We start from the raw sequence: 24,624 nt of genomic DNA on the forward strand, positions 1-24,624 counted from the left end.
GCACCGTCACCGCAGGCGCTCTGGAGCGTGCGCCCCATCAGGCAACACCTGATGGGGTGCCTGCCTTATTTCGCAGTCCCGCCACCCAGCTGCTTGCTCAAGAACGCCAGCAGGCGCGTGTAGTACTCGCGCCGATGCGCTTCGGTGTAGAAACCATGGCCTTCGTTGGGGAAGTACAGCGCTTCCACCGGCACGCCGGCGCCCTTGAGCGCACGCTCCATCGCCTTGGTGTGCTCGATCGGCGCACGTTCGTCCTTGCCGCCGGCCGCCAGGAACACCGGCGCCTTGATCTGCCGCGCCAACGTCACCGGCGAGCGTGCCGCCAGGGTGTCGCGCGCACCCAGCCAATCCACCGTCCAGTTCTTGGCCCAGCGTGCGTGACGACCGGTATCGCGCGACATCATCTCCAGGTCGTACACACCGACGTAGCCGGCTGCGCAGCGGTACAGCGCAGGCTCCTTGGCCACGCCCATCAGCGCCGCGTAACCGCCATAACTGGCGCCATAGATGCAGATGCGCGAGGCATCGGCAATGCCTTCAGCGATGGCCCAGCGCGTGGCATCGGTGACATCGTCCTGCATGCGCCCGCCCCACTCCCTGGCACCGGCCTGGGTAAACGCGTACCCATAGTTGGCCGACCCGCGATAGTTGACGCGCAGCACCGCATAACCGGCAGCCGCCAGCAACTGGGTATCGTCGTCGAACTGCCACTTGTCGAAGATCCCGAACGGCCCGCCGTGCGGCATCACGATCAACGGCAACGGCTTGCCGGGGTCGGCGTGCAAGGGCTGGGTCAGGTAGCCGTGCAATACCAGCCCATCGCGCGCCTTGAAGCTCACCTGCCTGCTCGGCGGAACCGCATCGGGCGCAAACCACTCGCGGCTGCCGAACACGCGGTCGGCCTTCTTGCTCACGGTGTCGAACAGGTAGTAGTCGCCGTTGTTGCGGTCGCTCCACACATAGACCATTGCAAGGCGACGGTCGCTGGTGGCCGAGGTGATATAGATCGCATCGCCGTTGAAGGCCTTCTCCAGGCTGCGATACAACTTGGCCGTGGGCGACGTCTCGTCGAAGAACCGGTTGCGCACCCGGTCGCTCATGTAGGACGCGCCGATCGGCGTGCTGCCGTCCAGATCGAACAGGATGCGGTACGGATCCACGGTTTCGTCGCGCAGCAACGGCGCGCTCTTGCCGGTAGCCGGATCCCAGGACACCAGCACATCCGGGCCGACCGCCTGCTCCACCTGCAGGTAGGCCAGCGTGCCATCGGCAGAAAAGCCCAGTGGAAACTCGCGATTCTTGCTGCTGGCGGCGTCGTGGATCAGCCGCCACGGCGCATCATCGTTGTCGCGGTAATACAGCTTGCTGGCGTTGCTGACATCCAACCCGCGGGCAAAGCGGATCCGGCCCTGCTGGTCGGTCGCAAACTGCGCGCGCCGCACCGGCGAGGTGGCCACGGTGCTGCGCCGGCCGGTCTGGACATCCAGCTTGTCGATGCGGATGCTGGGGTCGCCCACGAATGGCACCGTGGACACCAGGATGTTGCGCGGGTCCTCGCGCAAGGTGTCCAGCACGAAGGTGGCCGGATCCAGCTCCATCTTCAGCTGCTGCGCACCGTTGATGTCGGGATTGGTGCCGTAGGGGCTGGCCAGCAGCCGGCTGTTCTTGCCATCGGCATCGATGGCGTGCAGCTGGCCGATCGCCACCGGCTCGTCGCGCGAGCCCAGCCGCTGCGCCATCGACACCACCATGCGCTCATCGCTGGCCCACCAGAAATCGTCCACCACGCTGTTGGCGCCACCGGTGACCTTGGCGGTGGCGACCTTGTCCTGCCGCCGCACGATGCCCAGCACGGTGCGGTCCTCCAGCGGCATGGTCAGCGCAAAATAGGCGCCCGACGGTGAAATCTTGATGCGTTCGAACTGATCCCGCTTGAGGTACGGCGCCAGGTCCACCGCTTCCTGCGCCTGTCCCGGCATCGCCGCGGCCAAGGCAAGCACACACACCACACCCATCTTCCAACACCGCATATCGCCCCCCCTGCGATCATGCTTGAGGCCGCCATGGTGGCAAACGCCAGACGCGGCGTCCATGCCCTTCGGCAGGCGGCGTCGGACCGACCAGCCGGCGCAGGCGCGCAACGACACGCCGCCCGCGGCAACGCCCGCACCTGTAATGGGCTGCACCGCCGCTGCACGCGGCGCTGCATGCCTCCCCCATCAACGCGATCGGTCAGCGCGCGGCAGCGCTCCGCCGGCCCAGCAAGCCGATCCGCCGGAACCACAGCTCCAGCGGCACCGTCACCAAGGGCGGCAGCGCCGCCAGCAGACTCAATGCCCACGCCCACCATGGCCAGCGCAGCCGCAGCGCGGCGAGCACGCTGACCACCACGTAGAACACGAACGCCGCCCCGTGGGCGCGACCGAACAGCCATACCACCGCCTCGGTGGTCTGCGTGCCGTACTTGAGAAACATGCCGAGCAACAGCCCGGCCCAGGTGATGCCCTCGATCAACGCAGCGACCGCAAACAGCCGGCCCATCGGCGACAACGCAGAGAACGACGCACGCATGCACACCTCCAGACGGAAAAAGATTGCCGCGACACGTTGGCGGCGGCGACGCCCGCTGGCATGCGCAGTCTAGCCCCGATGCCGCGCGCCGCGCAGCGGGCTTCGGATGCACGCAGCGGCCGCATCCTGCAGCGGCTGCCCACGAGGGTGACGTACCTGACGCATATCCCGGCGATAATGCAGGTCCTGCTGTCTGCTCGGGTTCTCGCCGTGCGTATTGCCTTGCTGCTCCTTGCCTTCTTCGTACTCCTGCCGGCATCGGCACATGCCCTGCGTGTCCAGGATGGCGACCTGCTGTTCGTCACGGCAGCACGCACCGGTCTGAGCGGCGCCATCGACGATGCCACCGCCCGGCAGGGCGCTCCCAGCTTCGATCACGTTGCACTGCTCGCACACGACGGGCGTACGCAGGTGGTGCTGCATGCCGACCAGAAGGGCTCGCGACAACAGCCGTTGCGTGAGTTCGTCGAGGAAGCGGTTGCCAAGCATCGGCAGATCGTGGTGTACCGGCTCACGCCCGCGCATCGGCCTGCCATTGCCGACGCCATCGCCCAGGCGCGCGGCATGTTGGGCAAGCCGTATAACGACACCTATGTTCCGAACGAGGACAGCTACTACTGCTCGGACTTCATCGAACGTGCGTTCCGCGCTCACCACGTCTTCGCCCTGCAGCCGATGAACTTCAGGAACCTGCAAACCGGCACCATCTCGCCGTACTGGACCGAGTTCTATCGCAGCCGCGGCATGGCGGTTCCGCAGGATGTACCCGGCACCAATCCCAACGATATGGCGCGTGCGCCGGCGCTGGTGCGCGTCGCCGTCTTCCCGGGAACGTGATCGCCCGTTGCGGCGTGCGGTGGAAGCCCGTGCCGGCCTGCGCGCGCGGCAGGTTCGCAGACGCGTCGCGTGTGTGGCTGCGCGCACGGCAACCTTGTACGCTCACGCACCGATCGTCCTCAAAGGAGTTGAGATGCAACTGTCGCAAGGCCAACGCGTCCCGCTGTCCAGCCTGATCCAAGAGCGTGAGTTCACCCTGTCCATCAAGATCGGCACGCAGCGCACCGTCGATTACGTGTGCTTTGGCGTGGATGCCGCCGGCAAGCTGTCCGACGACCGCTACATGGTGTTCTTCAACCAGCCAGGCAGCCCGTGCGCAAGCGTGCGGCAGGGGCCGGCCGATACCTTCACGCTGAACCTGGCGAGCCTGCCGGCAACGATCGACCGCCTGGTGTTCACCGCGTCCATCGATGGCGCCGGCGAAATGCGCGATATCCAGGACAGCTATTTCGCGCTCGCCAGCGGCGGCATCGAAGTGGCACGTTGCACGTTCTCCGGCGCGAGCTTCGCTGCCGAAAAGGCCATCATGGTGGCCGACATCTACCGCAGCAAGGGCCAGTGGCGCATCGTCGCCAACCTGCAGGGCTTCAATGCCGGCCTGGATGCCCTGGTGGTCCACTTCGGCGGTGAAGTCACCGACGCCCCATCGCCGCCGCCACCGCCACCTGCTGCCGTGCCCGATACGAAAGTCTCGCTGGAAAAACGTGTGGCCAGCGCCGCGCCAAAATTGGTGAACCTGGCCAAGAAGGCCCAGGTCAGCCTGGAGAAGGCGCAGCTGCTGCACGTCAAGGCGCGCGTCGGGCTGGTGCTGGATGCTTCAGGGTCGATGAATTCGCAGTACAGCCGCGGTCATGTCCAGGAGGTGATCAATCGGCTGATTCCGCTTGCCGTGCACTTCGACGACGATGGCACGCTGGACTGCTGGGCATTCGGGGCCTCGCCGACGCAATTGTCTGCGGTGTCGTTGCAGAACTTCGCGGGCTTTGTCGAACGCGATGCCGGCGGCTGGAAGAAGTGGCCGGTGGGCATGCGGATCAACGACGAACCCAAGGCCATGCGCATGGTCATCGACTACTACAAGAAGAGCGGCGACCGGACGCCGGTCTACATCCTCTTCATCAGCGACGGCGGCGTGCACCAGGATCGCGAAATCACCAAGCTGATGATCGAAGCGGCAAAGCTGCCGATCTTCTGGCAATTCGTCGGACTGGGCGGCCGCGGCTACGGCATCCTGGAGAAGCTGGACGATATGGGCGGGCGTGTCGTGGACAACTGCAATTTCTTTGCTCTCGATCGCCTGGATCAGGTGCCCGAGGAACGGCTCTACGACCTGCTGATGGAAGAGTTCCCGCAATGGCTCAAGGACGCCAAGGCCAAGGGCATCCTGTAATCGCCAAGTGCATTTGCTCGCTGGCTGCTGTGCCCGCGTGAGTGCGGGCACACGCCGGCCGCGGCGGCCTTGCATCGCCGCGCGGTTGGCACTGCGCTGTGGGCGGGCATGACTAGCGACGCTTTCACCCGCACCACGACAGGGTGACCGATGCACGGGCGATGGCGCTGGACCCGTTCAGCGCATCGGCGCGCGCAGCCAACCAGCAGCCATCACCGGCACGGCGCAGTCCGTTGCCGTCCATCCGATCCCCGCTGGCGCCAAGCCGCCACCGGCTCGCGCACTGCCCCCCCGACTTCCGGCACATGGCGTAGATACAACAGCGCTTATACATTTGCGCCATGAGCACGCGCACTCCCACATTAGGCACCCTGGTCCGGCACCTGATCGAGCTGCTGGACGGCGATCTGGAAGCGGTCTACGCGGCCTCGGGGCTGCCCTGGCGGCCGCGCTACACACCGGTGTTGCGCGTGCTGATGCAGCTTGGCCCGGCATCCATCAAGGTGCTGGCACAGCAGATCGGCATTACCCACTCCGCCGCCAGCCAGACCGTCGCGCAAATGGCCAAGCAGCGTCTGGTCGTGCTCAAGCCCGGTGCCGATGCACGCGAACGCATCGTCGTCCTCACTGCCAGGACCCGTCGCCTGGTTCCCGCCCTGGAGCAGCAGTGGGCGGCGACCAATGCGGCGGCGGCACAGCTCGATGCCGAGCTCTCCATGCCGCTGTCGGCCGTCCTGGCCGAAGCCATCGCCGCATTGCAGCGGCGCCCGTTCGCAACCCGCATCGCCGCAGCCACTGATGTCGTCCCCCGCAGTTCCGACCAATGACCGGTGTATCCACAAGGAGTCGCACATGCATGCAGTGACGCAATCCACGACGCGTATCGCGGTGACCGCCACGCACACGCCCCACGCCATTGCCCTGGGCGAGCAGGGCATCCTGGCTCCTGGCCGCCTGCGCTGGCTGCGCGCATGCAGCTGGGCGATCGTGCTGTTCTTCCTGGTCGCCATTCCCACCGGCGTGTTTAGCCGGTTTTTCGGCGGCCTCTGGCCGAAGAGCGACGAGCCGCTGCAATTTGTCGTCAGCGTGCTGGGCGCGTTGCTGGCGCTGGGCATCTACGCGCTGGCCGTTCGCCTGGCCGAACGCCGTACGCCGTCCGAAATCGCATTGCGCCCCATGCTGCCGCAGCTGGGAATCGGCCTGTTGGCCGGTGCGGCGATGTTTTCCGCCGTCATGGGCGTCATGGCGTTGTTCGGTCTCTACGATATCCAGCTGATCGGCCCGGCATCGGCATGGACGCCGCTGCGCAAGGCCCTGCAGGCAGGCGTCGTGGAAGAGCTGATGATGCGCGCGGCAATCCTGCGTCTGTTGTGGCGCGCCTTCGGCCCCTGGACGGCGTTTGCGGTGTCCTCTGCGGTATTCGGGCTCAGCCATCTGGGCAACCCGAACGCCACGGTCGTGGCCGCGATCTGCATCGCCCTGGAGGCCGGTGTCATGCTGGGCGCGTTCTATGCGCTCACCGGCCGCCTGTGGGTGTCGATCGGTGTGCACATCGCCTGGAACTTCACCCAGGGCTATCTGTTCGGCGCTGCCGTCTCGGGCATTGCACCAGGCCAGGCGATCGCCCGCAGCACGCCGAACACCGCCATGGCCGACATGCTGACCGGCGGTGTGTTCGGCCCGGAGGCATCGCTGCCTGCGGCATTGGTCTGTCTTGCGGTAGGCCTGGCGGTCGTCTGGAAGGCATGGCGGTCGGGCGGGTTCGCAGTGCGCTGATTGGGGATTGGGGATTGGGGATTGTCCCAGGCTTCGCTGGGTAGCTTGTCTGGAGCTGCTTTGTCGTTGTCGCCGCAGCGGTAACGTACGACGGTCTCGACAATGGCAGCGCAGCCTCTGCGCCATGCGACGCGCTGCCAGTCACCTGGCGGCACGTCCCCAGTGCCGGGCACTGCGGTCTCCACACGCTGCGTGCAGCGCATCTTGCCAAGGCCCACACATGCCACCGCCTAGGCTGCCGGTATCGGTAGATCGTGCCGGCACGCAGCGCATCCCGCCTGCGGCCGTGGTACGCGCAGAGGTGTCTATGGCTTTGATTCATTCCATCCTGATGGGCGCGGTGGCCGGCATGCGCTCGATGACGCCACTGGCCGCGGTCACCAACGCCGCGCGTAGCGGCAAGCTTCCGCGCGACAACGGTGCCCCGCGCCTGCTCGCCAATCCGCTGGCATCGGCCGGCATGCTCGCCTTGGCCAGCGGCGAGATCGCCGGCGACAAGATGAAGACCGCGCCCGACCGTATCGTGCTGCCGGGCATGATCGCGCGTGTTGCCACCGGCATGATTGCCGGCGCCGCGCTTGCGCCCCGCCACCAGCGCGGCCTGGCTGCCGTGCTGGGCGCCACCGCTGCGGTCGGTGCCGCCTATCTCACCTTCAATCTGCGCATGCGCGCCATTGAACGGTACGGCCAGACCAGCACGGGGGCAGTGGAAGACGCCATTTCGGTGGGCGCGGCAGCGCTGATCGTGCGCAGCGCCGCCGAGGAATGATCGAACCGGGGACGCGCCGGCGCGCCGTTGGCAGTTGACTGGCGATCAGGCGGCACGATGATGCCGGATCAGCCGTCGTTAGGTCTGCCACGTCCATGTGGCGCGTCCAGGTCCAGCGCTGGCCCGATCGGCACGATGCCAGTGGGGTTGATCGTGGCGTGGCTTTGGTAGTAATGCCCCTTGATGTGGCGGAAATCGACGGTCTGCGCGATCCCTGGCATCTGGTAGAACTCGCGCAGGAATCCCGACAGATTGGGGTAATCGGCAATGCGCCGCACATTGCACTTGAAGTGCCCCACGTACACCGCATCGAAGCGCACCAGCGTGGTGAACAGCCGCCAGTCGGCTTCGGTCACGCTGTCGCCGCACAGGTAGCGTTGCTGGCCCAGGCGCGCCTCCAGCCAGTCCAGCGACGCGAACAGTGGCACCACCGCGTCTTCGTAGGCCTGTTGGGTGGTGGCAAATCCCGCCTTGTAGACGCCATTGTTGACGGTGTCGTAGACGCGCGCATTGACCGCATCGATCTGCGTGCGCAGCCGCTCCGGATAATAATCGCCTGCGCACGCGCCCACCGCATCGAACGCGCTGTTGAACATGCGGATGATATCGGCCGACTCGTTGCTCACCACCGTCCTGCGCTCGCGGTCCCACAGCACGGGCACCGTCACCCGACCGGAATACTGCGGGTCGGCCTTGAGGTACACCTCGTACAGACGACGCGCGTGATTGACCGGGTCTTGCACCACACCCGGGCCCACGTCGAACGTCCAGCCGTGTTTGCCCATCAGCCAGTTCACCACCGACACATCGATCAAGGACTCCAGCCCTTTCAGCTGACGGAAGATCAGCGTGCGATGCGCCCACGGGCAGGCCAGCGAAACATACAGGTGGTAGCGCCCTGCCTCCGCCTGGAATCCACCTTCGCCATGCGGGCCCGGAGCGCCGTCGGGCGTCACCCAGTGACGAAACTGCGATTGCGAGCGTTCGAAGCGCCCATCGCTCTTGTCGGTATCGTACCAACGGTCTTGCCACTTGCCTTCGACCAGCAGGCCCATGCTGCTTTCCCATGCGCATCAACAGGCGCTCACCGTAGCCCAGCCGGTCGGGAGAGCGCGTGAGTCGCCACGCTGCTCGGCGCGGATGCAGCCTGCAGCAGGCACTGCATGCGCCGGGACAGGCCATGCGCGGCCTGTCCCTCATGGGCGTGCTATCTGGCAATCACAGAGGTGCCGGACGGCACCATGTAGCAGGCCTGCGCCTTCTTGCAGGCCTCGGCATTGAGCTCGGCGATCTGGCTGGCCAGATACTGCTCCGGCGTCAGCCCCATGCGGTTGCGATAGGCATTGTCGGCATCGGCCTTGGCTACCTGCTCCTGCTCGCGCTGCCGCTCGGCGGTGGTGGCTTCGACCAGGGTCTTGACCCGCTGCTGCTGCGCGGCAGTCAGGTTCATCTGCTGCAATACATCCGGATTCGGCCGCGCACGGCCGAGCGTGATGTTCTGGATCTCGATCGGCAGCCGCTGTTGCTTGACCAGCGCGCGCACATTCTGCGTCACTGCATCGTCGATCTTACTGGCCGTCTCCGGATCGCTCATCATCCTGGTCATGTCGTAACGCTTGACCTGGTCGCGCACGATGGACGCGTACTGGCTGGCGACATTGTTCTTGAACCAGTCCGGCCCGAATCCGGACAGCAACGGCGCCGGCGCAGTGATGCGATATTGAATCTGCGTTGAGAAATCCAACAGGATGTTGTCGCTGGACGAAAAATCGTCGAAGGCCACCTGCACGGTCTGTGGTGTCACGTCCACATACGTGGCCGAGCTGGTCAGCCACGTATAAGAGCAGCTAGCAAAACTACTGCGCGGCCGCCAGGCGGGCGCGGTCGGTGCTCGGAATCCTCATGTACCACGCGTACACTGCGGTTCCTCCGCGCCGTCCGCACCCACCTGACGACCGCTCGCTACGTTTTGTTAGCCGCTCTAAGTCCTGCCCGGCTCACGCACATCGTTTAGCCGGATGCCGCCCTTGCCGAACAGCAACGGCTTGTCCACCAGTACCGCCTTCTGGCCCGGGTCGGGCGATACCACCGTACACGCACACAGCACACCCGCCAGCCCAAGCGCCAGCCCATACGTCTTCATCGATTTCCCCCTGTTCGGTAGGCACCCTTGCCCTTCCGATAGCGGCGAACAATAGCCAGGCGGCGAGCCGTCGCGCCAGTGGCATGACGTCCGCCCCATGCCCTGCCGGCAGCTGCCCTTGCCTTGCCCAGCCGGCCTGTTCGCTGCACACCTGCCACAGGTGGGCGCTGCACCCGGAAGCGCGCGCAGGCGGTTGCTCCGGACCGGCGCAGGGCGTCGCCTCTCGGGCTGCCTGGTGCGCTGTCCGGCCGCTCGATTGGCGCCACCACCCCACAATCGGCGAAAATGTCCATGCGACGGCCTGATCGCTGGCCGCCAGCCGGCAGCACTGCCGTCCTCACCTGTCGCCTTCGCGCTTTCCCGGCTGCCCGCCGTCGCTGCTACGGCCCGTACCGCTTCTTCCCGGATCTGTCTTGAACACCACCGCCCCGCCCTCGCCCGCCGACGACCTGCCGCTCACCGACCGCCTGCGCGCCGCGCTGGATCTGCTGGAGGCCATCGACGCCGACCGCAGCGTGCTCGATACCCTGCCCGAGGCCGACCGCGTGCGCCTGCACCAGGTGGTGGCACGGGTCTACCACCCCGAGCCCAAGGCGCGCCGTCAGCTGCTCAAGCAACGTGAGCGCGAACGCCATCAGGAGAAGGTGCGCAAGGCCGAAGCCCTGCTCGAACAGCGCGGCATCCGTGCCCTGCGGCGCAAACCGGTGTTCAGCACGCCCAATTACTTTCCGCCGCATGCCGCCGGCCTGCACGACGCGCACAACGGCGAACATGCCAGCGCTACGCCGGAGCCGATGCATTCGCCGGAGCTGCGGCACTGCTACGTGTGCAAGCAGAAGTTCACCCAGCTGCATCATTTCTACGACCAGATGTGCCCGGCCTGCGCCGAGCTCAATTTCTTCAAGCGCACCGAAACCGCCGACCTGCGCGGACGCGTGGCCTTGCTGACCGGCGGGCGGGTCAAGATCGGCTACCAGGCCGGCCTGAAACTGTTGCGCGCCGGCGCCGAGCTCATCGTCACCACGCGCTTTCCGCGCGATTCGGCCGCCCGCTATGCAGAAGAGCCGGACTTTGCGCAATGGGGCCACCGCCTGCAGGTGTTCGGTCTGGACCTGCGCCACACGCCCAGCGTGGAAGCGTTCTGCAGCCAGTTGCTGGCCACCCGGCAGCGGCTGGATTTCATCATCAACAACGCCTGCCAGACCGTGCGCCGCCCGCCGCAGTTCTATGCACACATGATGGCCAACGAAACCGCCGCACTGCACGAACTGCCGGAAACCGTGCAACGACTCGTTGGGCATTACGAGGGCCTGCGCACCCCCGAGCTGCTGCGCGACGCCTCGGCCACCGCGCTGCCGGCGGTACACGGCCGCGGCCTTGCCGATGCCGATGGTCTCACCCGCGCCGCCGAGCTGTCGCAGATTGCCTTGCTCGACGATGAGCTGGTGGGGCAAGAGCATTTGTTCCCCGACGGCCGGCTCGACCAGGACCTGCAGCAGGTGGATCTGCGCGGGCGCAACTCCTGGCGTCTGCTGATGCACGAAGTGCCCTCGGTGGAACTGCTGGAGACGCAGCTGGTCAACGCCGTCGCACCGTTCATCATCAATGCGCGTTTGAAGCCGTTGATGCTGCGCACGCCCGAACGCGACAAGCACATCGTCAACGTCTCGGCGATGGAAGGCCAGTTCTACCGCAACTTCAAGACCACCCGGCACCCGCACACCAACATGGCCAAGGCTGCGTTGAACATGATGACGCGCACCTCGGCGGCCGATTACCAGAACGACGGCATCCACATGAACAGCGTGGACACCGGCTGGGTGACCGACGAAGATCCGGCCGACATCGCCGCGCTCAAGGTGCAGCAGGAGCGCTTCCACCCGCCGCTGGACATCGTCGACGGCGCCGCGCGCATCGTCGACCCCATCATCCACGGCTTCAATACCGGGCAGCACGTGTGGGGCCAGTTCCTGAAGGACTACGCGCCGACGGATTGGTGAGCGCCGGCGCAGTGGCGCGGTAACGCAGCGGCATCGCCTGCCGCAGCCGGCCGCACGCGCAGGTCGGCACTGGTGGCCTCAGCACACCAGGCGGCCTTGAGGGCCGTCCCGGCCGGCATCGCCGCGCGTGCAACCGCAGCCCGGGTGCCGGCAGCGCGCCCTTTGGGTGGGTAACTCCTGCATCCGGCGCTCATGGCGCTTCTGCTTCTGCTTCTTCTTCCGGTGGCGGCCCGTAAACGATGCGCCCGGCAGGCAGGTAGAACAATGCGATGACCCGCCCGCCCCTGGCCTCCGGGTAATGGTGCGAGCCCGGCGCGGGCGCCGTCCATCCGGCCTCGCACCAGCCGTTGGGGCCCATCAACGCCGCCCCCGGATCCAGCGGAACCACCATGTTGAATTCGCCGTAGGTATGGGTGTGGTACTGCCCGCGATACGTGTGGTCCGGCGTGTTCTGTGCGCTGCCGCTGTCCATATAGACCGCGGTGATGCTGAAGTAGTGCGTGCGCTCTGAGGGCGCGGCGATCCGGCTGCGCCGATAGACCGCACCGTCGAGTTCCTCGTTGGCTGCCCAACCGGCACGTACGCCGTGCGTCACCAGCTCGGCCAGGGCCTGGAACAGCGCCGAGTCCGGACCATAGGTGCGGTTCAACCAGCGCTCGACCTGCGTACCGGCCGTGCGCTCCTTGATGGCATCCAACAGCTCGATGCTGCGCTGGATAAGTGCCTCGCGATGGTCTTGCATGGGGTCCTCATCGATCCGATCCGCATCGGAAACTCGTGTTCCGGCCTGCACGGCGGTGGCCTGCGCAAAGCCAGGGCAGAACGCCGGGTATCGGCGTACATGTGCCTGCTGTGTCTGACGCAACGGATCATGGGTGTTCGGCAGGAGACAGGGAACTGGCGTGTTTTCAGGTTTAAGATGCAGCAAATTCATTTTGCGGTAGGTGACGCGCGTGCCCATCGGCCAGGTGGACCTCAATCTGCTGAAGGTCTTCGACGCGATCTACGAACATCGCAACCTCGTCGCCGCCGGCCGCCGTCTCCATCTGAGCCAATCGGCGGTGAGCCATGCGCTATCGCGCCTGCGTGCGGTGATGGGCGACGACCTGTTCGTACGGACCGGCAAGGGGATGCTGCCCACCGCACGCGCCACGGCCGTTGCCCCGGAGCTGCGCGATTGCCTGCGCCGGGTAGAGGCGGTGCTGGGAGCCGAACGCTTCGATCCCGCCACCACCACACGTCGCTTCGTGTTCGCGGCCAACGACTACCTCACCGCCACGATCATGGCGCCCCTGCTGCGCACATTGCGGCAGGCAGCGCCGAACCTGGACGTCGCCATCCTGCCGTCCACGCGACTGGATCTGGCCGAGCAGATCGACCTGGGGCGTATCGATCTGGCGATCGGCATCTTCGCCCAGGTGCCCGAGCGCATGACGCTGACGCATCTGATCGCACAGGACGAGGCGCTGCTGCTGCACAAGGCGCATCCTGCCGCGGGTCGTCGGCCCACGCTGAAGGACCTGGCCACCTATCCGTTGGCGGTGGTGTCGGTCGGCGGGCGCGAAGAAGGTGCGGTGGACGGCTTCCTCCTGGAACGCGGGCTGGCCCGGCATTCGGAAATGTTCGACCGGCATGCCTTGGAAGCCGCGCTGGCCGGTATCGGCGCACGGCCGCGGCTGTGCGTCACGATGCCGCACGCGCTGGCCATTCCCGCGCTGCTGCCCGGCAGCGACATGATCGCCATCGTGCCGCAATCCCTGGCCCAGGCATTGGCCCAGGACGCCCAGCTGCAGGTGTCCCCGTTGCCTTACGCGACCACCAGCGTGGCGACCAGCGCGCTCTGGCACCGGCGCAACGATCACGATGCCCTGCACCTGTGGATCCGCGGCGTGCTCGCCTCGACGGTGGACGCGGGTCAGCCCGGCCTGCAGCTGCCGTAGGCTGTCCTGCACATTGTCTGTCTTGCGTGCCGCCTGCCGCGCAGGCGTGGCTCAATACGCACGCCGCGTCTCAGCGCGCACGCCGGCATCCTTGTTCGCTTGCGCGCGGGCAAGCGCGTCGGCTTTGGCAATGACCTCCGGCAACGCGTTCCAGAACGCGTCCACCTGGTCGGCCGCAATCACGCCTTCCAAAGCGGCGCCGTCGAAGAGCGGCCGGGCCTGCAGGAACAACCCGTCGCGGCCCTGCAGGACGAAATGGAAACAGGCCTGCCAGCGCGGATCCGGGTGGGCAGACAGGTCCACGACCACCTTGCGGATCTTGCGATCGACATCGCTGGGCACGGCCGTGATCGTGCGTGCAGTAATGGTGCTTCCGGTACTCATGGCTGCCATGATCGAGGCGAGCGCGTCGCCGTTGCGTGATCCACGCCCGCCCACGCGCGCGTTCCAGCCACGCACATCCCCTTGCCCGACGCCAACCTCACGACAACGTCACCCGGCCGGCGACAACGCCACATGCCGCATGATCGGTCTTCGTATCGGCGCAGCAACGCCCGCCTCCTGTCCATGCGCATCGGCGTCCCGCCCCACCAGTGCCTTCCAACGCGCACCGCGTGTCACACGATGGGATTGGCTTCCACATGCCTGCACCGACCACCGGACGCGTCCTACACATCCCGCTGACACCCGCACGGCGGGTTGCTGGCATCCTTGCGCCAGGATCCCCACCACCGACGCAGAGGACGCGGCCGTGTCGCAACACGCCATCGAGGAACTGATCGAACGCTGCATCCATCTGGTCGATGCCAGCGCAATGAAGAACTCGCGCAAGGCAGCGCTCATGCATGCTCTGCTGCGCCTGCAGGCGCGCTACGACACCGGCGTGACCTGGCTGCGCATGCGCACCGTCCTGCTGCGCCATGGCGTGTTGGTGCGCAGCCTCGCCCACGACATGGACAACACGGCATTGCGCGCCGAAGCCCTGGCCGCCGACGCCCCGGGCTGGCTCCATCATGCGCACGGCCCCGCCTATCTGGAATGGGAAGGCGACACCCGCGTGGTCTACCACCTGGCCGAACCGGCCACCGACGTGCCGCTGGCCGATCTGTTCTGCGAGGTGCTGACGCTTGCCGACCAGGCGGGCGACGGCGCGCTCTTCGTCGATGGCTATGGCCTGCTGGTGAACGGCTGGCTGGACGAAACCTTCGACGCCAACGACGGCATCGCCGCCACGCTGGACGGCCTGCTCGCTTCCGATGCGTTGCAAAGCATCCGTGCGCTGGCCGCGCGCCAGGGGCTCAAGCGCCGCCGCGATGCACCCGAGGATCTGGCCCTGCCGCGCCTGGACGACAGCGGCACCGCGGACGACATCGAGCGCACTGTCGGCCTGCGCTTCTTCCTGCAGCCAAAACGCACGCCGGCGGCGCTGCGGGCCGCGCGCGCCAAGGCACAGCGCCAGCAGGCACGCGTCTACGAGGTCCTGCCACAGCTGATCGATCGACACCTGGGCACATCGCTGCGCGCCGCAGGCTGGTCGCCCGTCGCTGTCGCGGCGCCCCTGCAATGGCACTGGATCCGCGATCTCGACGGCAGCCGTCAGCATCTGTGGGCCAGCTACGACGCCTCCCTGGGCGAGCTGATGCTCCAGGTGGGCATGCAGCATGCACGCCTGCTGGCCTGGCAGCAGCGTGTGCCCACCACTCACTTGCACGATCTGCATGTCGTCGATGGTGCAGCCCCTTTTCTCGGCGAAGACCTCCTGCGCAGTGCGGATATCGGCAACTACGGCGGCTGGGTGGTGAATCCGGCAAGCAGCGATGCCACGCTCGAGGCTGGCCTGGATCGCCTGGCAGCTGCGCTCCCCGCGCTGGACGCAAGCTATTTCGGTCGCATTGCCGCGCAGCTTGCCGGCCCCTGGTTCGAACGCCCTGCCGACGCCTGGCTACAGGTGCTGGAAGCAGGCGACGACACCGGCGCGGTGCCGCCCACGGTGCTGTTCGCCAGCCCCGACAGCCTACTGCTCGCCTTCGTTTTCTTTCATCTGGAAGCTGGCGAAACTGCGCGTGCAGACGCACTGGTGCAGCAGTTGCGCGCACGGTTGGATGCACGCCCGCGACCAAGCGCCTGGCATCGCCTGGCACTGGCACCGTTTCTGCAGCAATGGGAACAGGGGGCGCGCAGCATGCCGATGCCTGCGGTGCTGCACCCACTGCTGCTCGGTCATCTGCGCGCGCAGGAGGGCGGCTGATACCCTCGCCACGGTGCGCTGCGGCAGCACCGGATCGCTACCGGTATTGGGACTCGTGTCGGCGTCATCATGCTGCGCATGAGCCGCACGCGTACGCAGCATGGGGGCATGCCACTGATCGCTGCTGTCTTGCCAAGTGGTGAAAGCTGCTCCACAGGCCCGATTCAACGAGTGCCCCTACGAAAACGTTCACGCGCCGATGGCTTGGTGGGAGTTTCCTGCAGGTTCCGAAGATGCCATCGAATGCCGTCCCACGCTGCGCGTGTGGTGCTCAGTAGCGTCGTGCAGCGGGTGTGGGCGCCAGCGGCGCAAAGCGTGCGCTGTTGAAATCGTGCAACAGCCGCACTCCCTGCTCGCCGTCTTGTGGATAGCGCGCAATGGCGCTCTTGCACAATCGATACAGACAGCCAGCACGCGCGAATAACAGATCGCCACCATCCCAATCGGCCCAGTCGGTGCAGGGTAGCGCTGCCAGCACATTACCCTGGCCATCCAGTACGCGATGGTCCAGCGCATACCACGCATCGTTCCGGCGCCCCACTGCCTGCAATAACGACTGCAACACCTGCCCGGCCTCGCTTTTCTTCTCCCACACACGTGGACGCACAAAGCGATAGAGCACGCCGCTGCGCAGCCCACCGCTCTCGCCTTCGCCGGCATCGCGCTCCCGCCACCCATCGCGACGCCGTAGCGCATCGTCGATGGGCGCATCCTCGCCACCGCCAGACCATTGCCCGAATGGCCGCACCTTCATCTCGTGCGGCACCGCAAACCCGGTGGGCAGCGGAAACGGCTCGCGGCCGTCCTGTGGGCGGTGATTCAACAGCAGCGTGCGCTCGCTCTCGAACAGGCCGCCACCGCCCCAGGTATCGCCCTTGGGCCACAACGCCAGCGCGGTGAAGAACGGGGGCCGCGACAGCGCTGTCCAGGTGCCGAAGTCGCCCTTGTGCTTGGCCGCGAAATACACCAGCAACCGACCCGACGGCGACAGATCGCAACGCCGCTCGTAGATGCGCCCCTTGAACCATTGCCCATGCGCGAAGGTATCGGTGCGCAGGTCCCAGGCAATCAACTGCACCTGCTTGCTGGGCCCACGACGAAAGATCACCCCGGTCCTGGCCTCGCGCGCCAGCAGTGCATACAGCCGCGTAGCCGGGGTGAACCTGTCTTCCGTGAGAGATGTCGCCTGCATCTGCTTGCTCATTGGGCGGTTGGGATCCAGCACGAAGGGACGTCTCATGCCGGCGTGCAGACAGTCTGCGATCGCAGGCCGGTCAGGGTTACCGTCTGCAGGCAACATACTGCACGATCAGCGGTGCAGACACCCACAAACCTCCTCCCGCGCGGCAGCCACGCATCGCCCGCTGGCAGACTCTTGTCGCCCCAGCCATTATCCTGACCAGCGCCAGCAGCCTCACTACGCTGCCTTTCGCAAGGAGCCGCCCCTGAGCAAGCTCACCCGTCGCCAGTTTCTCGAAGCAGGCCTCATGACCCTGGCCACGGCGGGCATGCTCGGCGCCTGCACCACACAGGACACCACCATGCAGACACGCTGGACGCACTGGCAGGCGCAATGGCGCTGGATGGAAGCCATCGCCCGCAAGCGCCACTGGCAGGTGACGCCGTTGCTGATCGCCCCGCCGGCGACAGAGCGCCAGCTGCTCGCGCTCGAAGAGCGCCATCGCCTGTCCGTCCCCACTCAACTGCGCCGCGTCCTGCGCGAGTTGTCGGCGGATGTGACCTTCGGCTGGCATATCCCCTCGCACCTGCACGCAATGGAACAGCAGGACATGCCATCGATGAGCGTCAACCGCGATGCGGTGTGGAGCCTGACGCATATCGACACGATGGCCCTGCCCATTTTCCTGGAGTGGAAACGGGATCTGGCCTCGCGCGACCTGTCCGAAGCGCCGAACCGCCCGGAGATGTGGGAAAACCAGTTCGCCTTCTACAACCTCATCAACGGCGACTGGCTGACCATCGACACCGGCCATCCCGATCCGACCCGGCAGCCGGTGCGCTATTTCTCGCACGAACTGGAAATGCTGCACGGCCTGGCACTGGCGCCGGACTTCTTCACGTTCATCGACCAGATGTCGGCGCTGGGGCTGGCAGGCACCGAGTGGGCCTCGTGGATGCGCTTTGGCAAACGCCAGGATGAAGACCGTTTCTATCTCGACGCAAGCAGCGACGGCGCCAAGACATGGCTGGCCTGGCTGCAGCGCGACCCGGCGCAGCACGGCCCGGACACACCGCCACTGCCCATCGTGGAACGCAGCGTCGCCGACCGCGCACTCCTGGACGCAGCGCGTGCCAACGCGCTCGACGACGTTGCCGCGGCATTGCTGGCCGGTGCCGTGCCCGACTGCACGCCGGACAGCGACTGGCTGATGGAACACACGGCCTCCGATCAGGAGTTCTCCACCGCCATCAACTACGCCACCCGGCACGACAACACCGCCATGATAGAGCGCCTGCTCAAGGCAGGCGCCACGCTCAACACCCGGCTGCTGCCACTGAACACGGCGGTCAAGTACAGCACGTTGGCCACGGTACGCTGGCTGATCGACCACGGCGCGCGCGTCAATGGCTGGCAGCATCAGCGCTACTGGCCACTGCACGACCTGGTAGTCACCCGCGGGTCGATCGCCGCGATGACGCGCGAGCAATACCGGCAGCAGCTGATCAACAACTTCAGTATTGGCAGCCTCGATACGCTGGATGCAATGATCGCAAGCGCCAAGGATGCCGAAATGCGCGAGCGCTACCTGGCTGCAAAACACGCCTTGCAACAGGCCAGCGAAGAGGCGTTGAAGGAAGTCGATGGCAGGCTACGCAACCACATCAGCTTGCAGGAGTATCTGGACATGCTGGAGGCGCTGCTCGACGCTGGCGCCGACCCCGACGCGCCCTGGGACAACGGCAACACCATGCTCAGCTGGTGCGGCGCGGCCACCGCACGCGTGCTGCTGGCACACGGCGCAGATCCCAACGCACGCAATATCCACGGCAGTACCACGCTGCACACCGCAACCACCGGAGAGAAGGTGCGTCTGCTGGTCGCCGGCGGCGCCGACATCAATGCATGGGCCATCGCGCAGGACCCCGACGACTCGCAGCATTACACCCCACTGCAATCGGCGCTGCTCAGCTGCACGCTGGAAGGCGACAGCCCGATCACTGCGCTGCTGGAACTGGGCGTAGATGCCACCCTTAACTCGGCCGATGGACGTTCGTCGCTGGCCTATTGCTTCCAGCCCGACCTGGTCCGCCTGATCATGAGCAAGGGGCTGGACCCGCTGGCCCTGCAGCCAGGCCGGCAGACCCTGCTGCACAACCTCACCGCCCGCCACTGGCTACCGCGCCACACCTTCCCGCAGGAAGTGGCGTTCCTGGATTTTCTGCTGAGCCTGGGAATCGACATCAACGCACGCGACGCCCGGGGCCGCACCCTGCTGCACTACGCCGCCGAACAGGAAAGCAATGATGAGAGCGCGCCCAACTACGCACTCGTGCTGGCCAGGGGAGCCGACAAAACCATCGAGGACAACGACGGCAAGCGCGCCATCGACCTGTTTGCCACCTCGCTGCGGAGCGTGCGCGCGGCATTGCGGTGATGCGTCTCAAGGGTGATGGCAATGTCCATCGCCCCATCCCCTCCGGAACGCTGGCGCCGGCGAGGTACCCCTCTGCTGTTCGTCATGCCGATACGCTTCCTGCGCGTCGGTAGCGGCCTCGTACGCGGCAGGCGCTACGTGTTCGTCGCTTGAACTTCCATGTTCGCCACAAGGGCAGCGCTTTCACCGGCGCGGTAATCCCGGTCCAGATGGCCTGCCTACCACGTAAGCAGGTGTCCACCCGGCGGACACTTCCGCCGCAGGTGGGCAGCGCAGCGCACGTCACATGCGCGCCACGTGCCGACTGCCTGGCACAGGTGTGCCACCTTCTCCTGACGCCGCCCTGCAATGTTCCAGGACGGTCCGCCGCCGCGCATGGTCAACCTGCACCGATCGCAGCGACGAACGGATCCTTGGTGGAATCCTCGTTCCACACGTATTCCGCAATGTCGGCCACGTTCTTGGCAGCGTCGCGGCCGAAGAGTTTGGCGATCAGCGCCAGCGTCATGTCCGTGCCAGCCGACACGCCGGAGGAGGTGAAGAGATGTCCATCCTCCACCCAGCGCGCCTGCTTCACCCACTCCACCTTCGGCCCTTGCGTCGTTACCCAGTGGAAGGCCCGCTTGTTGGTGGTGGCGCGCCGCCCATCCAGCAGGCCGGTACGCGCAAGCAATGCGGCGCCGGTACAGATGCTGGCCACATGCGGCGCGGCACGGGCCAGGCGCGCAATGCCCCCGATGAGCGTGGCGTTGTCCACCTCGCGTCGCGTGCCCATGCCGCCGGGCACCATCAGGATGTCGACGGTGGGCGCCGCATCCAGCGTGTACTCCACCGCGACCGCCGGCCCCGCACTGCTGGCCACCGCACCGATGCGTTCGCCGAGCATCACGATCTTCACCTTGCCCTCAAGATTGCCGAACATGTCCAGCGGCCCGAACACGTCCAGCAGCTGAAATCCCTCGAACACCACCATGCCCAGCGTCAGGTGAGGCGCGTTGCCGCCAGCTTGGCCGCGCCGCGCACTCGCCGGGCGCGTGTCGCTGGCCACCGCGCCAGGCGAGATCAGCGCCGCACCGCTCAGCAATGCCGTGCGCAGCACCATGCGGCGCGTGGGGTCGGCGTGGGTCTGCTCCAGTTCGGTGGACATGGCAGGGTTCCTTGTGTGCGGATGAAAGCCGGATGGCGCGCACATGGATGAGTTCGCAACGCCGCGCAGGCGCTCACCGATGGCGCGCTGGCCACTGTATGCACCGCTGCGCAGCACAGCGTGAGGACGCCAGTATCGGCGCGACCGTCACCTGCTACATTGCCGCTACTGCGGATCGACACGGGGATCTCCATGACGCCAGACACGCTCAGTGGCCGCTGCCACTGCGGAAGCGCGGGATGGCACCTGTCCGGCGACCCGGGCTCGATCACCGCCTGCAACTGCACACTGTGCCGCCGCTATGGAGCGCTATGGGCCTACGACGTCGAATACGGACGCATCGCCCTGCACGGGCCGACCCAGACCTATGTGCGCCACGACGCCCGCGACCCCGTGCTGGAAATCCACTTCTGCCCAACCTGCGCCAGCGTCCTGTGCTGGCGTGGCCTGCATCTGGAAGCGGACGGCCGCCGCCGCATGGCAGTCAATCTCCGGCTTGCAGATCCACAGGCCATCGCCCACCTGCCCATCGACCACTTCGACGGCCTGAACAGCTTCGAGGATCTGCCATCCGATGGAAAATGCGTACGGGATCTGTGGTTTTGAGTTGTGTGGACAGATGGCTACTGCCGCATCAGTGAGATCGTTTGCATGCATGGGGGGAGGCGCCGACGCGAGCCGAGTCGGCGCCTCCTAGGACGTCCACCTTCTGGCAAACGGCCCGAACTATCGCCGCCCGCCGCCTGGATTCTTACACCATCCGAGGGTGCGGAGAGACTGATTGCTCGTGTTGCTGTTCCTGCTGTTGGGAGTATTGCTGGCGCTGCGTCTCGCTCAAGGCTTGGAGCTGCGCCAAAGACTGCTCGACCGGCTGTGCGATGGCGTCGGTCGTCTTCATGTGCGCCCTCTTGTGTGCGGGGTCGTTCAGCGCTCCCTCCACCACAAAGACGTTTTCGCCGGCCCTTACAGACTTGTAGCTCTCGCTGAGCACGACATGATCGATTCGTGACAACCCGTTCTCTTTGGCAAGATACGCGCTGCTCGCGGCCAACCGTTCGCTGTTGGCGTCGTACTCTCTGCCAAGACCTTGCTCCAGGCGGCGCACCACGTCCTCGGCCCGGCGCACTTCACACCACGCCTCGGAGCGGTCGACTGCCACTACGGCATCCCAAAAAGGCTGCATGTCCGCGTTATACGATCCGCGCCATGATTGTTGAACAACCACACGAGCCCAGCACGTTCTCGCGAGATTGGCATGTTCGACGCATTGATCGGCCGCTCGTACTCAGGCATGGACGCAGCCAGCAGCTGGTCCCCATCTGCAGCATTGCGCCTACAATCAGTGCAGCCCAAGTCTCGTGCGATCTGCAAGGGCTGCGGCATCGATCATTGCCAACTGTCTACGCTGCGCATCCGTTAGATTGATACCGGACTGACCCCAGATCGCAGCATTGTTTGAGCGATTGAATGTATAGCCATAGTGATACGCCCAGAGTTCCGTAGACACTCAAGACCCTCGTTGCGCGTAGCGCCGTTCAAACTCTACAGGGGACAGGTCACCAGTTGAACCGTGGCGGCGGTTGGGGTTGTAGAACATCTCGATGTAGTCGAATACCTCGGCGCGTGCGGCGTCCTTGGTGGGATAGATCCGTCGCCTGATCCGCTCGCGCTTGAGCAGGCCGAAGAAGCTCTCCACGGGTGCGTTGTCGTGGCAGTTGCCACGCCGACTCATGCTGCACACCAAGCCATGGGACGCCAGGAAACTCTGCCAGTCATCGCTGGTGTAGACCGACCCTTGGTCCGAGTGAACCAAGCAACCAGCGTTGGGTTTGCGCCGCCACACCGCAGACAACAAGGCCTGCACGACCAACTCGGTGTCGGCCCGATCGCGCATCGCCCAGCCGACGACTTGCCTGGAAAACAGATCGATCACCACAGCCAGGTACATCCAGCCTTCGTGCGTGCGAATGAAGGTGAAATCGCTCGCCCAGGCCGTGTCCGGCTCGGTCACGTCGAACTGCCGATCCAGCAGGTTGGGTGCCGCCTTGCACGGCGTTCCGCCATGGAAGCGCGGTTTGCGACCATAGCCCACCTGGGCACGCAGTCCCTCGGCGCGCATCAATCGATGCACACGATGGCGACTGCAACGCTCACCCAGATCGCGTAGATCCTTGGCGATCTTGCGATGCCCATACACACTGCCGCTAGCCAGCCAGTGGTGCTTGATCAGCCCCAGCAGGCGTTCGTCTTCCTTGGCGCGCTCACTGTCGGGCGAGCACAACCAGGCGTAATAGCCCGACCGGTTGACCCGCAATACCCGGCACATCGCACAGACCCTGAATTCCCTGCAGTAGGCTTGCATGAAGGCGTACTTTGCCTTTACCCCTTGGCAAAGTACGCGGCGGCCTTTTTTAGGATGTCGCGCTCCTCGGTGACGCGGCGCAACTCGGCCTTCAGGCGCCGAACCTCGGCGCTCTGGTCTACCTCGGCGCGCTGTACCACGCCGGGCTTGCCGAACTTGCGCAGCCAGGCGTACAGGCTGTGCGTGGTGACACCCAGCCGCTCGGCGACTTCTGCCACCTTGAACCCACGATCGGTCACTTGCCGGACCGCCTCGATCTTGAACTCATCCGTATACCGCTTGCTGCTCATAGACACCTCCGAATCGACCATTTTCCATGGCCATGAGATGTCTAGGAAACCCTGGGCGTATCAATGTGATTGCGGGAAGCAGTGTAATCTGCCGGGATGAGATGACCGAGTCGGTGGACACCGAGGCGTTTCAGAAACGGCTCTGGGACATGTTCCCTGCCACATTTTCATGCCAGCTCAGCTTGCCGCAGATAGAGCGGATTCGCTGGCATCTGTTTCCGCAGCTACGTATCGTTCCTCCTGAGCAGGTGCAGTTGTTTGCCTCACCTCAGCCGGACAAGCCCATTGCCATCCCTGATTTGATCAAGGTGATGGATCTGCAACAAGAGCAACTTGCTCGCTCGATGGGGGACGGCCACCGAGTGATCCATGGCGTGGCAGGCTCTGGCAAGACAATGATCCTGGGCTACCGATGCGTTGAGATTGCGAAGCGTCAAGGCAAGCCGGTGCTAGTGCTCTGCTACAACAGAACACTTGCCGGCCGCCTGGAACACATTATTCACGCGCATGGTGTGCAGGACCGCGTGAGTGTGCGTCACTTCCACGGATGGTGTGGTGAGCAGCTGAAGGCCTACGGCATCAAGCCTCCGTCCGCACAGCCAAACGCCCAACAGTATCTGGACGCATTGGTCAGCAAAGTCATTGCAGCAGTGGAGTCGCAGCAGATTCCGCGAGCACAGTACGCGGCAGTGATGATCGATGAAGGCCATGACTTCGCACCCGAATGGCTGCAAATCGTCACGCAGATGGTCGACCCGGAAACCAACTCGCTGTTGCTGCTCTATGACGACGCGCAAACCATCTACAGCACAGGTGGACGTCGAAAGTTCAGCTTCGCCAGCGTTGGCATCCAGGCCAAAGGGCGCACCACGATACTGCGTCTGAACTACCGCAACACCTTGGAGATCCTTTCCACGGCAAAGGCCTTTGCCCAGGAGCTCTTGGCCGGGGAAGATGCGGATGAGGACAACGTGCCCGTGATCGCGCCAGAGAGCGCAGGACGCCGAGGCGCCGTCCCCGAGCTGATACAGGCGAGCAACATTTGGGAAGAATCACGCATCATCGCCCAACAGGTACGCGAAGCACTCAATAACGGTGCAAGCGCCAACGACTTTGCGGTTCTTTGCCGCAATAAAGCGCTAGCCACGCATATAGCCTCGCGGCTCCGGATTGCAGAACTTCCAGTTGTATTAGCGGAAGAAATCAACAAGCGACACCTATTTGACGGCGCGCCTGCAGTTAAGGTGCTGACAATGCACTCCAGCAAGGGCCTGGAATTCGAGTCGGTGTTCATTCCCGGTATCTGCGAGATTGGGCAACGTCTGCAAGCCGACAGTGAGGAAATGAGGCAGGAGGCCAAACTGCTATATGTCGCAATGACTCGAGCTCTTGGCTCCCTGACAATGCTGCATCATTCAGAGACAGTACTAACCGAGCGGATTGGACAGGCCGTAGAGCAGATACGGGCCAGACTCGCAGCGTGAGATCTCGACGAGACTTGGAGGGCGCTTGACCTGAGATGCTACTTGCGTAG

19 protein-coding genes, 1 other RNA gene and 3 pseudogenes are annotated in these 24,624 nt (G+C 65.3%); 12 read left to right on the plus strand and 11 right to left on the minus strand.

Translation table 11 applies throughout. From position 1 onward, the window contains the following. Nucleotides 1-65 precede the first annotated feature (65 nt). Together ACCQ05_RS18520 and ACCQ05_RS18525 are read right to left on the minus strand one after the other, a co-directional pair. Nucleotides 66-2,015: an alpha/beta hydrolase family protein gene (locus ACCQ05_RS18520; RefSeq protein ID WP_372392039.1), complete on the minus strand. Its 1,950-nt coding sequence runs from the start codon at nucleotides 2,013-2,015 to the stop codon at nucleotides 66-68. A gap of 217 nt (nucleotides 2,016-2,232) precedes the next feature. After that, entirely contained in the window at nucleotides 2,233-2,571 is a 339-nt protein-coding gene (locus tag ACCQ05_RS18525) for a DUF3817 domain-containing protein (RefSeq protein ID WP_228963849.1), read from the minus strand. Between the two features lie 177 nt (nucleotides 2,572-2,748). Between ACCQ05_RS18525 and ACCQ05_RS18530 the strand changes: the two genes are divergently transcribed. From ACCQ05_RS18530 to ACCQ05_RS18550, 5 genes are all read left to right on the plus strand, one after another. Continuing rightward, nucleotides 2,749-3,408 carry a YiiX/YebB-like N1pC/P60 family cysteine hydrolase gene (locus ACCQ05_RS18530; RefSeq protein WP_372394171.1) on the plus strand — a complete coding sequence of 220 codons (660 nt, stop codon included), beginning with the start codon at nucleotides 2,749-2,751 and terminating at the stop codon, nucleotides 3,406-3,408. Between the two features lie 133 nt (nucleotides 3,409-3,541). Continuing rightward, nucleotides 3,542-4,798, plus strand: coding sequence for a VWA domain-containing protein (locus ACCQ05_RS18535; protein ID WP_372392040.1), 1,257 nt, complete (start codon nucleotides 3,542-3,544; stop codon nucleotides 4,796-4,798). 341 nt (nucleotides 4,799-5,139) lie between these two features. Next, nucleotides 5,140-5,625 (plus strand): MarR family winged helix-turn-helix transcriptional regulator, encoded by a 486-nt coding sequence (locus tag ACCQ05_RS18540; protein ID WP_372392041.1) that lies wholly within the window; start codon nucleotides 5,140-5,142, stop codon nucleotides 5,623-5,625. Between the two features lie 25 nt (nucleotides 5,626-5,650). Further along, entirely contained in the window at nucleotides 5,651-6,574 is a 924-nt protein-coding gene (locus ACCQ05_RS18545; protein ID WP_372392042.1) for a CPBP family intramembrane glutamic endopeptidase, read from the plus strand. 307 nt (nucleotides 6,575-6,881) lie between these two features. After that, nucleotides 6,882-7,343 (plus strand): membrane protein, encoded by a 462-nt coding sequence (locus ACCQ05_RS18550; RefSeq protein ID WP_029218863.1) that lies wholly within the window; start codon nucleotides 6,882-6,884, stop codon nucleotides 7,341-7,343. A 68-nt stretch (nucleotides 7,344-7,411) separates the two neighbouring features. Here ACCQ05_RS18550 and ACCQ05_RS18555 read toward each other — a convergent pair whose 3' ends face one another. Both ACCQ05_RS18555 and ACCQ05_RS18560 read right to left on the minus strand, forming a co-directional pair. Beyond that, nucleotides 7,412-8,398, minus strand: coding sequence for a glutathione S-transferase family protein (locus ACCQ05_RS18555; protein ID WP_372392043.1), 987 nt, complete (start codon nucleotides 8,396-8,398; stop codon nucleotides 7,412-7,414). Nucleotides 8,399-8,550: 152 nt separating this feature from the next. After that, nucleotides 8,551-9,183, minus strand: a pseudogene (locus ACCQ05_RS18560) (SPFH domain-containing protein); the annotation flags it as partial. A gap of 62 nt (nucleotides 9,184-9,245) precedes the next feature. On the opposite strand from ACCQ05_RS18560, the gene ACCQ05_RS18565 reads away from it, so the two are divergent. Then, a non-coding RNA gene (locus ACCQ05_RS18565) (sX9 sRNA) lies at nucleotides 9,246-9,321 on the plus strand. Nucleotides 9,322-9,327: 6 nt separating this feature from the next. Here the strand turns inward: ACCQ05_RS18565 and ACCQ05_RS18570 are convergent. After that, nucleotides 9,328-9,486 (minus strand): annotated as a pseudogene (locus ACCQ05_RS18570) (SPFH domain-containing protein); the annotation flags it as partial. Nucleotides 9,487-9,899: 413 nt separating this feature from the next. On the opposite strand from ACCQ05_RS18570, the gene ACCQ05_RS18575 reads away from it, so the two are divergent. Then, nucleotides 9,900-11,486: an SDR family NAD(P)-dependent oxidoreductase gene (locus ACCQ05_RS18575; RefSeq protein ID WP_228963840.1), complete on the plus strand. Its 1,587-nt coding sequence runs from the start codon at nucleotides 9,900-9,902 to the stop codon at nucleotides 11,484-11,486. A 190-nt stretch (nucleotides 11,487-11,676) separates the two neighbouring features. Here the strand turns inward: ACCQ05_RS18575 and ACCQ05_RS18580 are convergent, their stop codons facing one another. Next, the gene (locus tag ACCQ05_RS18580) at nucleotides 11,677-12,447 is read right to left on the minus strand and encodes a 4-hydroxylaminobenzoate lyase (protein WP_372392045.1); all 771 of its coding nucleotides are present in this window, start codon (nucleotides 12,445-12,447) and stop codon (nucleotides 11,677-11,679) included. Between ACCQ05_RS18580 and ACCQ05_RS18585 the strand changes: the two genes are divergently transcribed. Continuing rightward, on the plus strand, nucleotides 12,440-13,426 hold the full coding sequence (locus ACCQ05_RS18585) for a LysR family transcriptional regulator (RefSeq protein ID WP_372392046.1): 987 nt from the start codon (nucleotides 12,440-12,442) through the stop codon (nucleotides 13,424-13,426). The two genes, ACCQ05_RS18580 and ACCQ05_RS18585, sit on opposite strands and share 8 nt — an antisense overlap. Before the next feature lie 51 nt (nucleotides 13,427-13,477). Here the strand turns inward: ACCQ05_RS18585 and ACCQ05_RS18590 are convergent, their stop codons facing one another. After that, nucleotides 13,478-13,810, minus strand: a complete 333-nt coding sequence (locus tag ACCQ05_RS18590; protein ID WP_372394173.1) for a hypothetical protein — start codon at nucleotides 13,808-13,810, stop codon at nucleotides 13,478-13,480. 367 nt (nucleotides 13,811-14,177) lie between these two features. Here ACCQ05_RS18590 and ACCQ05_RS18595 point away from each other — a divergent pair, with 367 nt between their 5' ends. Beyond that, nucleotides 14,178-15,674, plus strand: coding sequence for a hypothetical protein (locus ACCQ05_RS18595; RefSeq protein WP_372392047.1), 1,497 nt, complete (start codon nucleotides 14,178-14,180; stop codon nucleotides 15,672-15,674). Nucleotides 15,675-15,945: 271 nt separating this feature from the next. Here ACCQ05_RS18595 and ACCQ05_RS18600 read toward each other — a convergent pair whose 3' ends face one another. Beyond that, nucleotides 15,946-16,914, minus strand: a complete 969-nt coding sequence (locus ACCQ05_RS18600) for a hypothetical protein (protein ID WP_372392048.1) — start codon at nucleotides 16,912-16,914, stop codon at nucleotides 15,946-15,948. Between the two features lie 247 nt (nucleotides 16,915-17,161). Here ACCQ05_RS18600 and ACCQ05_RS18605 point away from each other — a divergent pair, with 247 nt between their 5' ends. Continuing rightward, the gene (locus ACCQ05_RS18605; protein WP_372392049.1) at nucleotides 17,162-19,291 is read left to right on the plus strand and encodes an ankyrin repeat domain-containing protein; all 2,130 of its coding nucleotides are present in this window, start codon (nucleotides 17,162-17,164) and stop codon (nucleotides 19,289-19,291) included. Nucleotides 19,292-19,670: 379 nt separating this feature from the next. On the opposite strand, the gene ACCQ05_RS18610 is transcribed toward ACCQ05_RS18605, so the two are convergent. After that, entirely contained in the window at nucleotides 19,671-20,438 is a 768-nt protein-coding gene (locus ACCQ05_RS18610; RefSeq protein ID WP_372392050.1) for a DJ-1/PfpI family protein, read from the minus strand. 192 nt (nucleotides 20,439-20,630) lie between these two features. On the opposite strand from ACCQ05_RS18610, the gene ACCQ05_RS18615 reads away from it, so the two are divergent. Further along, nucleotides 20,631-21,044, plus strand: a complete 414-nt coding sequence (locus tag ACCQ05_RS18615) for a GFA family protein (RefSeq protein ID WP_372392051.1) — start codon at nucleotides 20,631-20,633, stop codon at nucleotides 21,042-21,044. Between the two features lie 145 nt (nucleotides 21,045-21,189). Here the strand turns inward: ACCQ05_RS18615 and ACCQ05_RS18620 are convergent. Continuing rightward, nucleotides 21,190-21,561 (minus strand): annotated as a pseudogene (locus tag ACCQ05_RS18620) (XVIPCD domain-containing protein); the annotation flags it as partial. A gap of 384 nt (nucleotides 21,562-21,945) precedes the next feature. Then, nucleotides 21,946-23,090 (minus strand): IS3 family transposase gene (locus tag ACCQ05_RS18625; protein ID WP_372360270.1). Its coding sequence is split into 2 segments (ribosomal slippage): nucleotides 21,946-22,853 and nucleotides 22,853-23,090, totalling 1,146 coding nucleotides; the frame shifts between segments, so codons are not numbered across the junction. Nucleotides 23,091-23,191: 101 nt separating this feature from the next. Here ACCQ05_RS18625 and ACCQ05_RS18630 point away from each other — a divergent pair. Then, nucleotides 23,192-24,574 (plus strand): DEAD/DEAH box helicase, encoded by a 1,383-nt coding sequence (locus ACCQ05_RS18630; RefSeq protein ID WP_372392053.1) that lies wholly within the window; start codon nucleotides 23,192-23,194, stop codon nucleotides 24,572-24,574. Nucleotides 24,575-24,624 lie beyond the last annotated feature (50 nt).

The sequence above is a fragment of the Xanthomonas sp. NCPPB 3582 genome (genome assembly GCF_041475735.2).
Taxonomy (GTDB): domain Bacteria; phylum Pseudomonadota; class Gammaproteobacteria; order Xanthomonadales; family Xanthomonadaceae; genus Xanthomonas; species Xanthomonas codiaei.

Excerpts from the sequence above, each read along its gene's own strand:
- ACCQ05_RS18600 (WP_372392048.1), bottom strand. The coding sequence starts at position 16,914 with ATGAGACGTCCCTTCGTGCTGGATCCCAACCGCCCAATGAGCAAGCAG.
- ACCQ05_RS18605 (WP_372392049.1), top strand. The coding sequence starts at position 17,162 with ATGACCCTGGCCACGGCGGGCATGCTCGGCGCCTGCACCACACAGGAC.
- ACCQ05_RS18630 (WP_372392053.1), top strand. The coding sequence starts at position 23,192 with ATGACCGAGTCGGTGGACACCGAGGCGTTTCAGAAACGGCTCTGGGAC.
- ACCQ05_RS18530 (WP_372394171.1), top strand. The coding sequence starts at position 2,749 with ATGCAGGTCCTGCTGTCTGCTCGGGTTCTCGCCGTGCGTATTGCCTTG.
- ACCQ05_RS18540 (WP_372392041.1), top strand. The coding sequence starts at position 5,140 with ATGAGCACGCGCACTCCCACATTAGGCACCCTGGTCCGGCACCTGATC.
- ACCQ05_RS18520 (WP_372392039.1), bottom strand. The coding sequence starts at position 2,015 with ATGGGTGTGGTGTGTGTGCTTGCCTTGGCCGCGGCGATGCCGGGACAG.
- ACCQ05_RS18550 (WP_029218863.1), top strand. The coding sequence starts at position 6,882 with ATGGCTTTGATTCATTCCATCCTGATGGGCGCGGTGGCCGGCATGCGC.
- ACCQ05_RS18545 (WP_372392042.1), top strand. The coding sequence starts at position 5,651 with ATGCATGCAGTGACGCAATCCACGACGCGTATCGCGGTGACCGCCACG.
- ACCQ05_RS18580 (WP_372392045.1), bottom strand. The coding sequence starts at position 12,447 with ATGGGCACGCGCGTCACCTACCGCAAAATGAATTTGCTGCATCTTAAA.
- ACCQ05_RS18525 (WP_228963849.1), bottom strand. The coding sequence starts at position 2,571 with ATGCGTGCGTCGTTCTCTGCGTTGTCGCCGATGGGCCGGCTGTTTGCG.
- ACCQ05_RS18615 (WP_372392051.1), top strand. The coding sequence starts at position 20,631 with ATGACGCCAGACACGCTCAGTGGCCGCTGCCACTGCGGAAGCGCGGGA.
- ACCQ05_RS18555 (WP_372392043.1), bottom strand. The coding sequence starts at position 8,398 with ATGGGCCTGCTGGTCGAAGGCAAGTGGCAAGACCGTTGGTACGATACC.
- ACCQ05_RS18590 (WP_372394173.1), bottom strand. The coding sequence starts at position 13,810 with ATGAGTACCGGAAGCACCATTACTGCACGCACGATCACGGCCGTGCCC.
- ACCQ05_RS18610 (WP_372392050.1), bottom strand. The coding sequence starts at position 20,438 with ATGTCCACCGAACTGGAGCAGACCCACGCCGACCCCACGCGCCGCATG.
- ACCQ05_RS18535 (WP_372392040.1), top strand. The coding sequence starts at position 3,542 with ATGCAACTGTCGCAAGGCCAACGCGTCCCGCTGTCCAGCCTGATCCAA.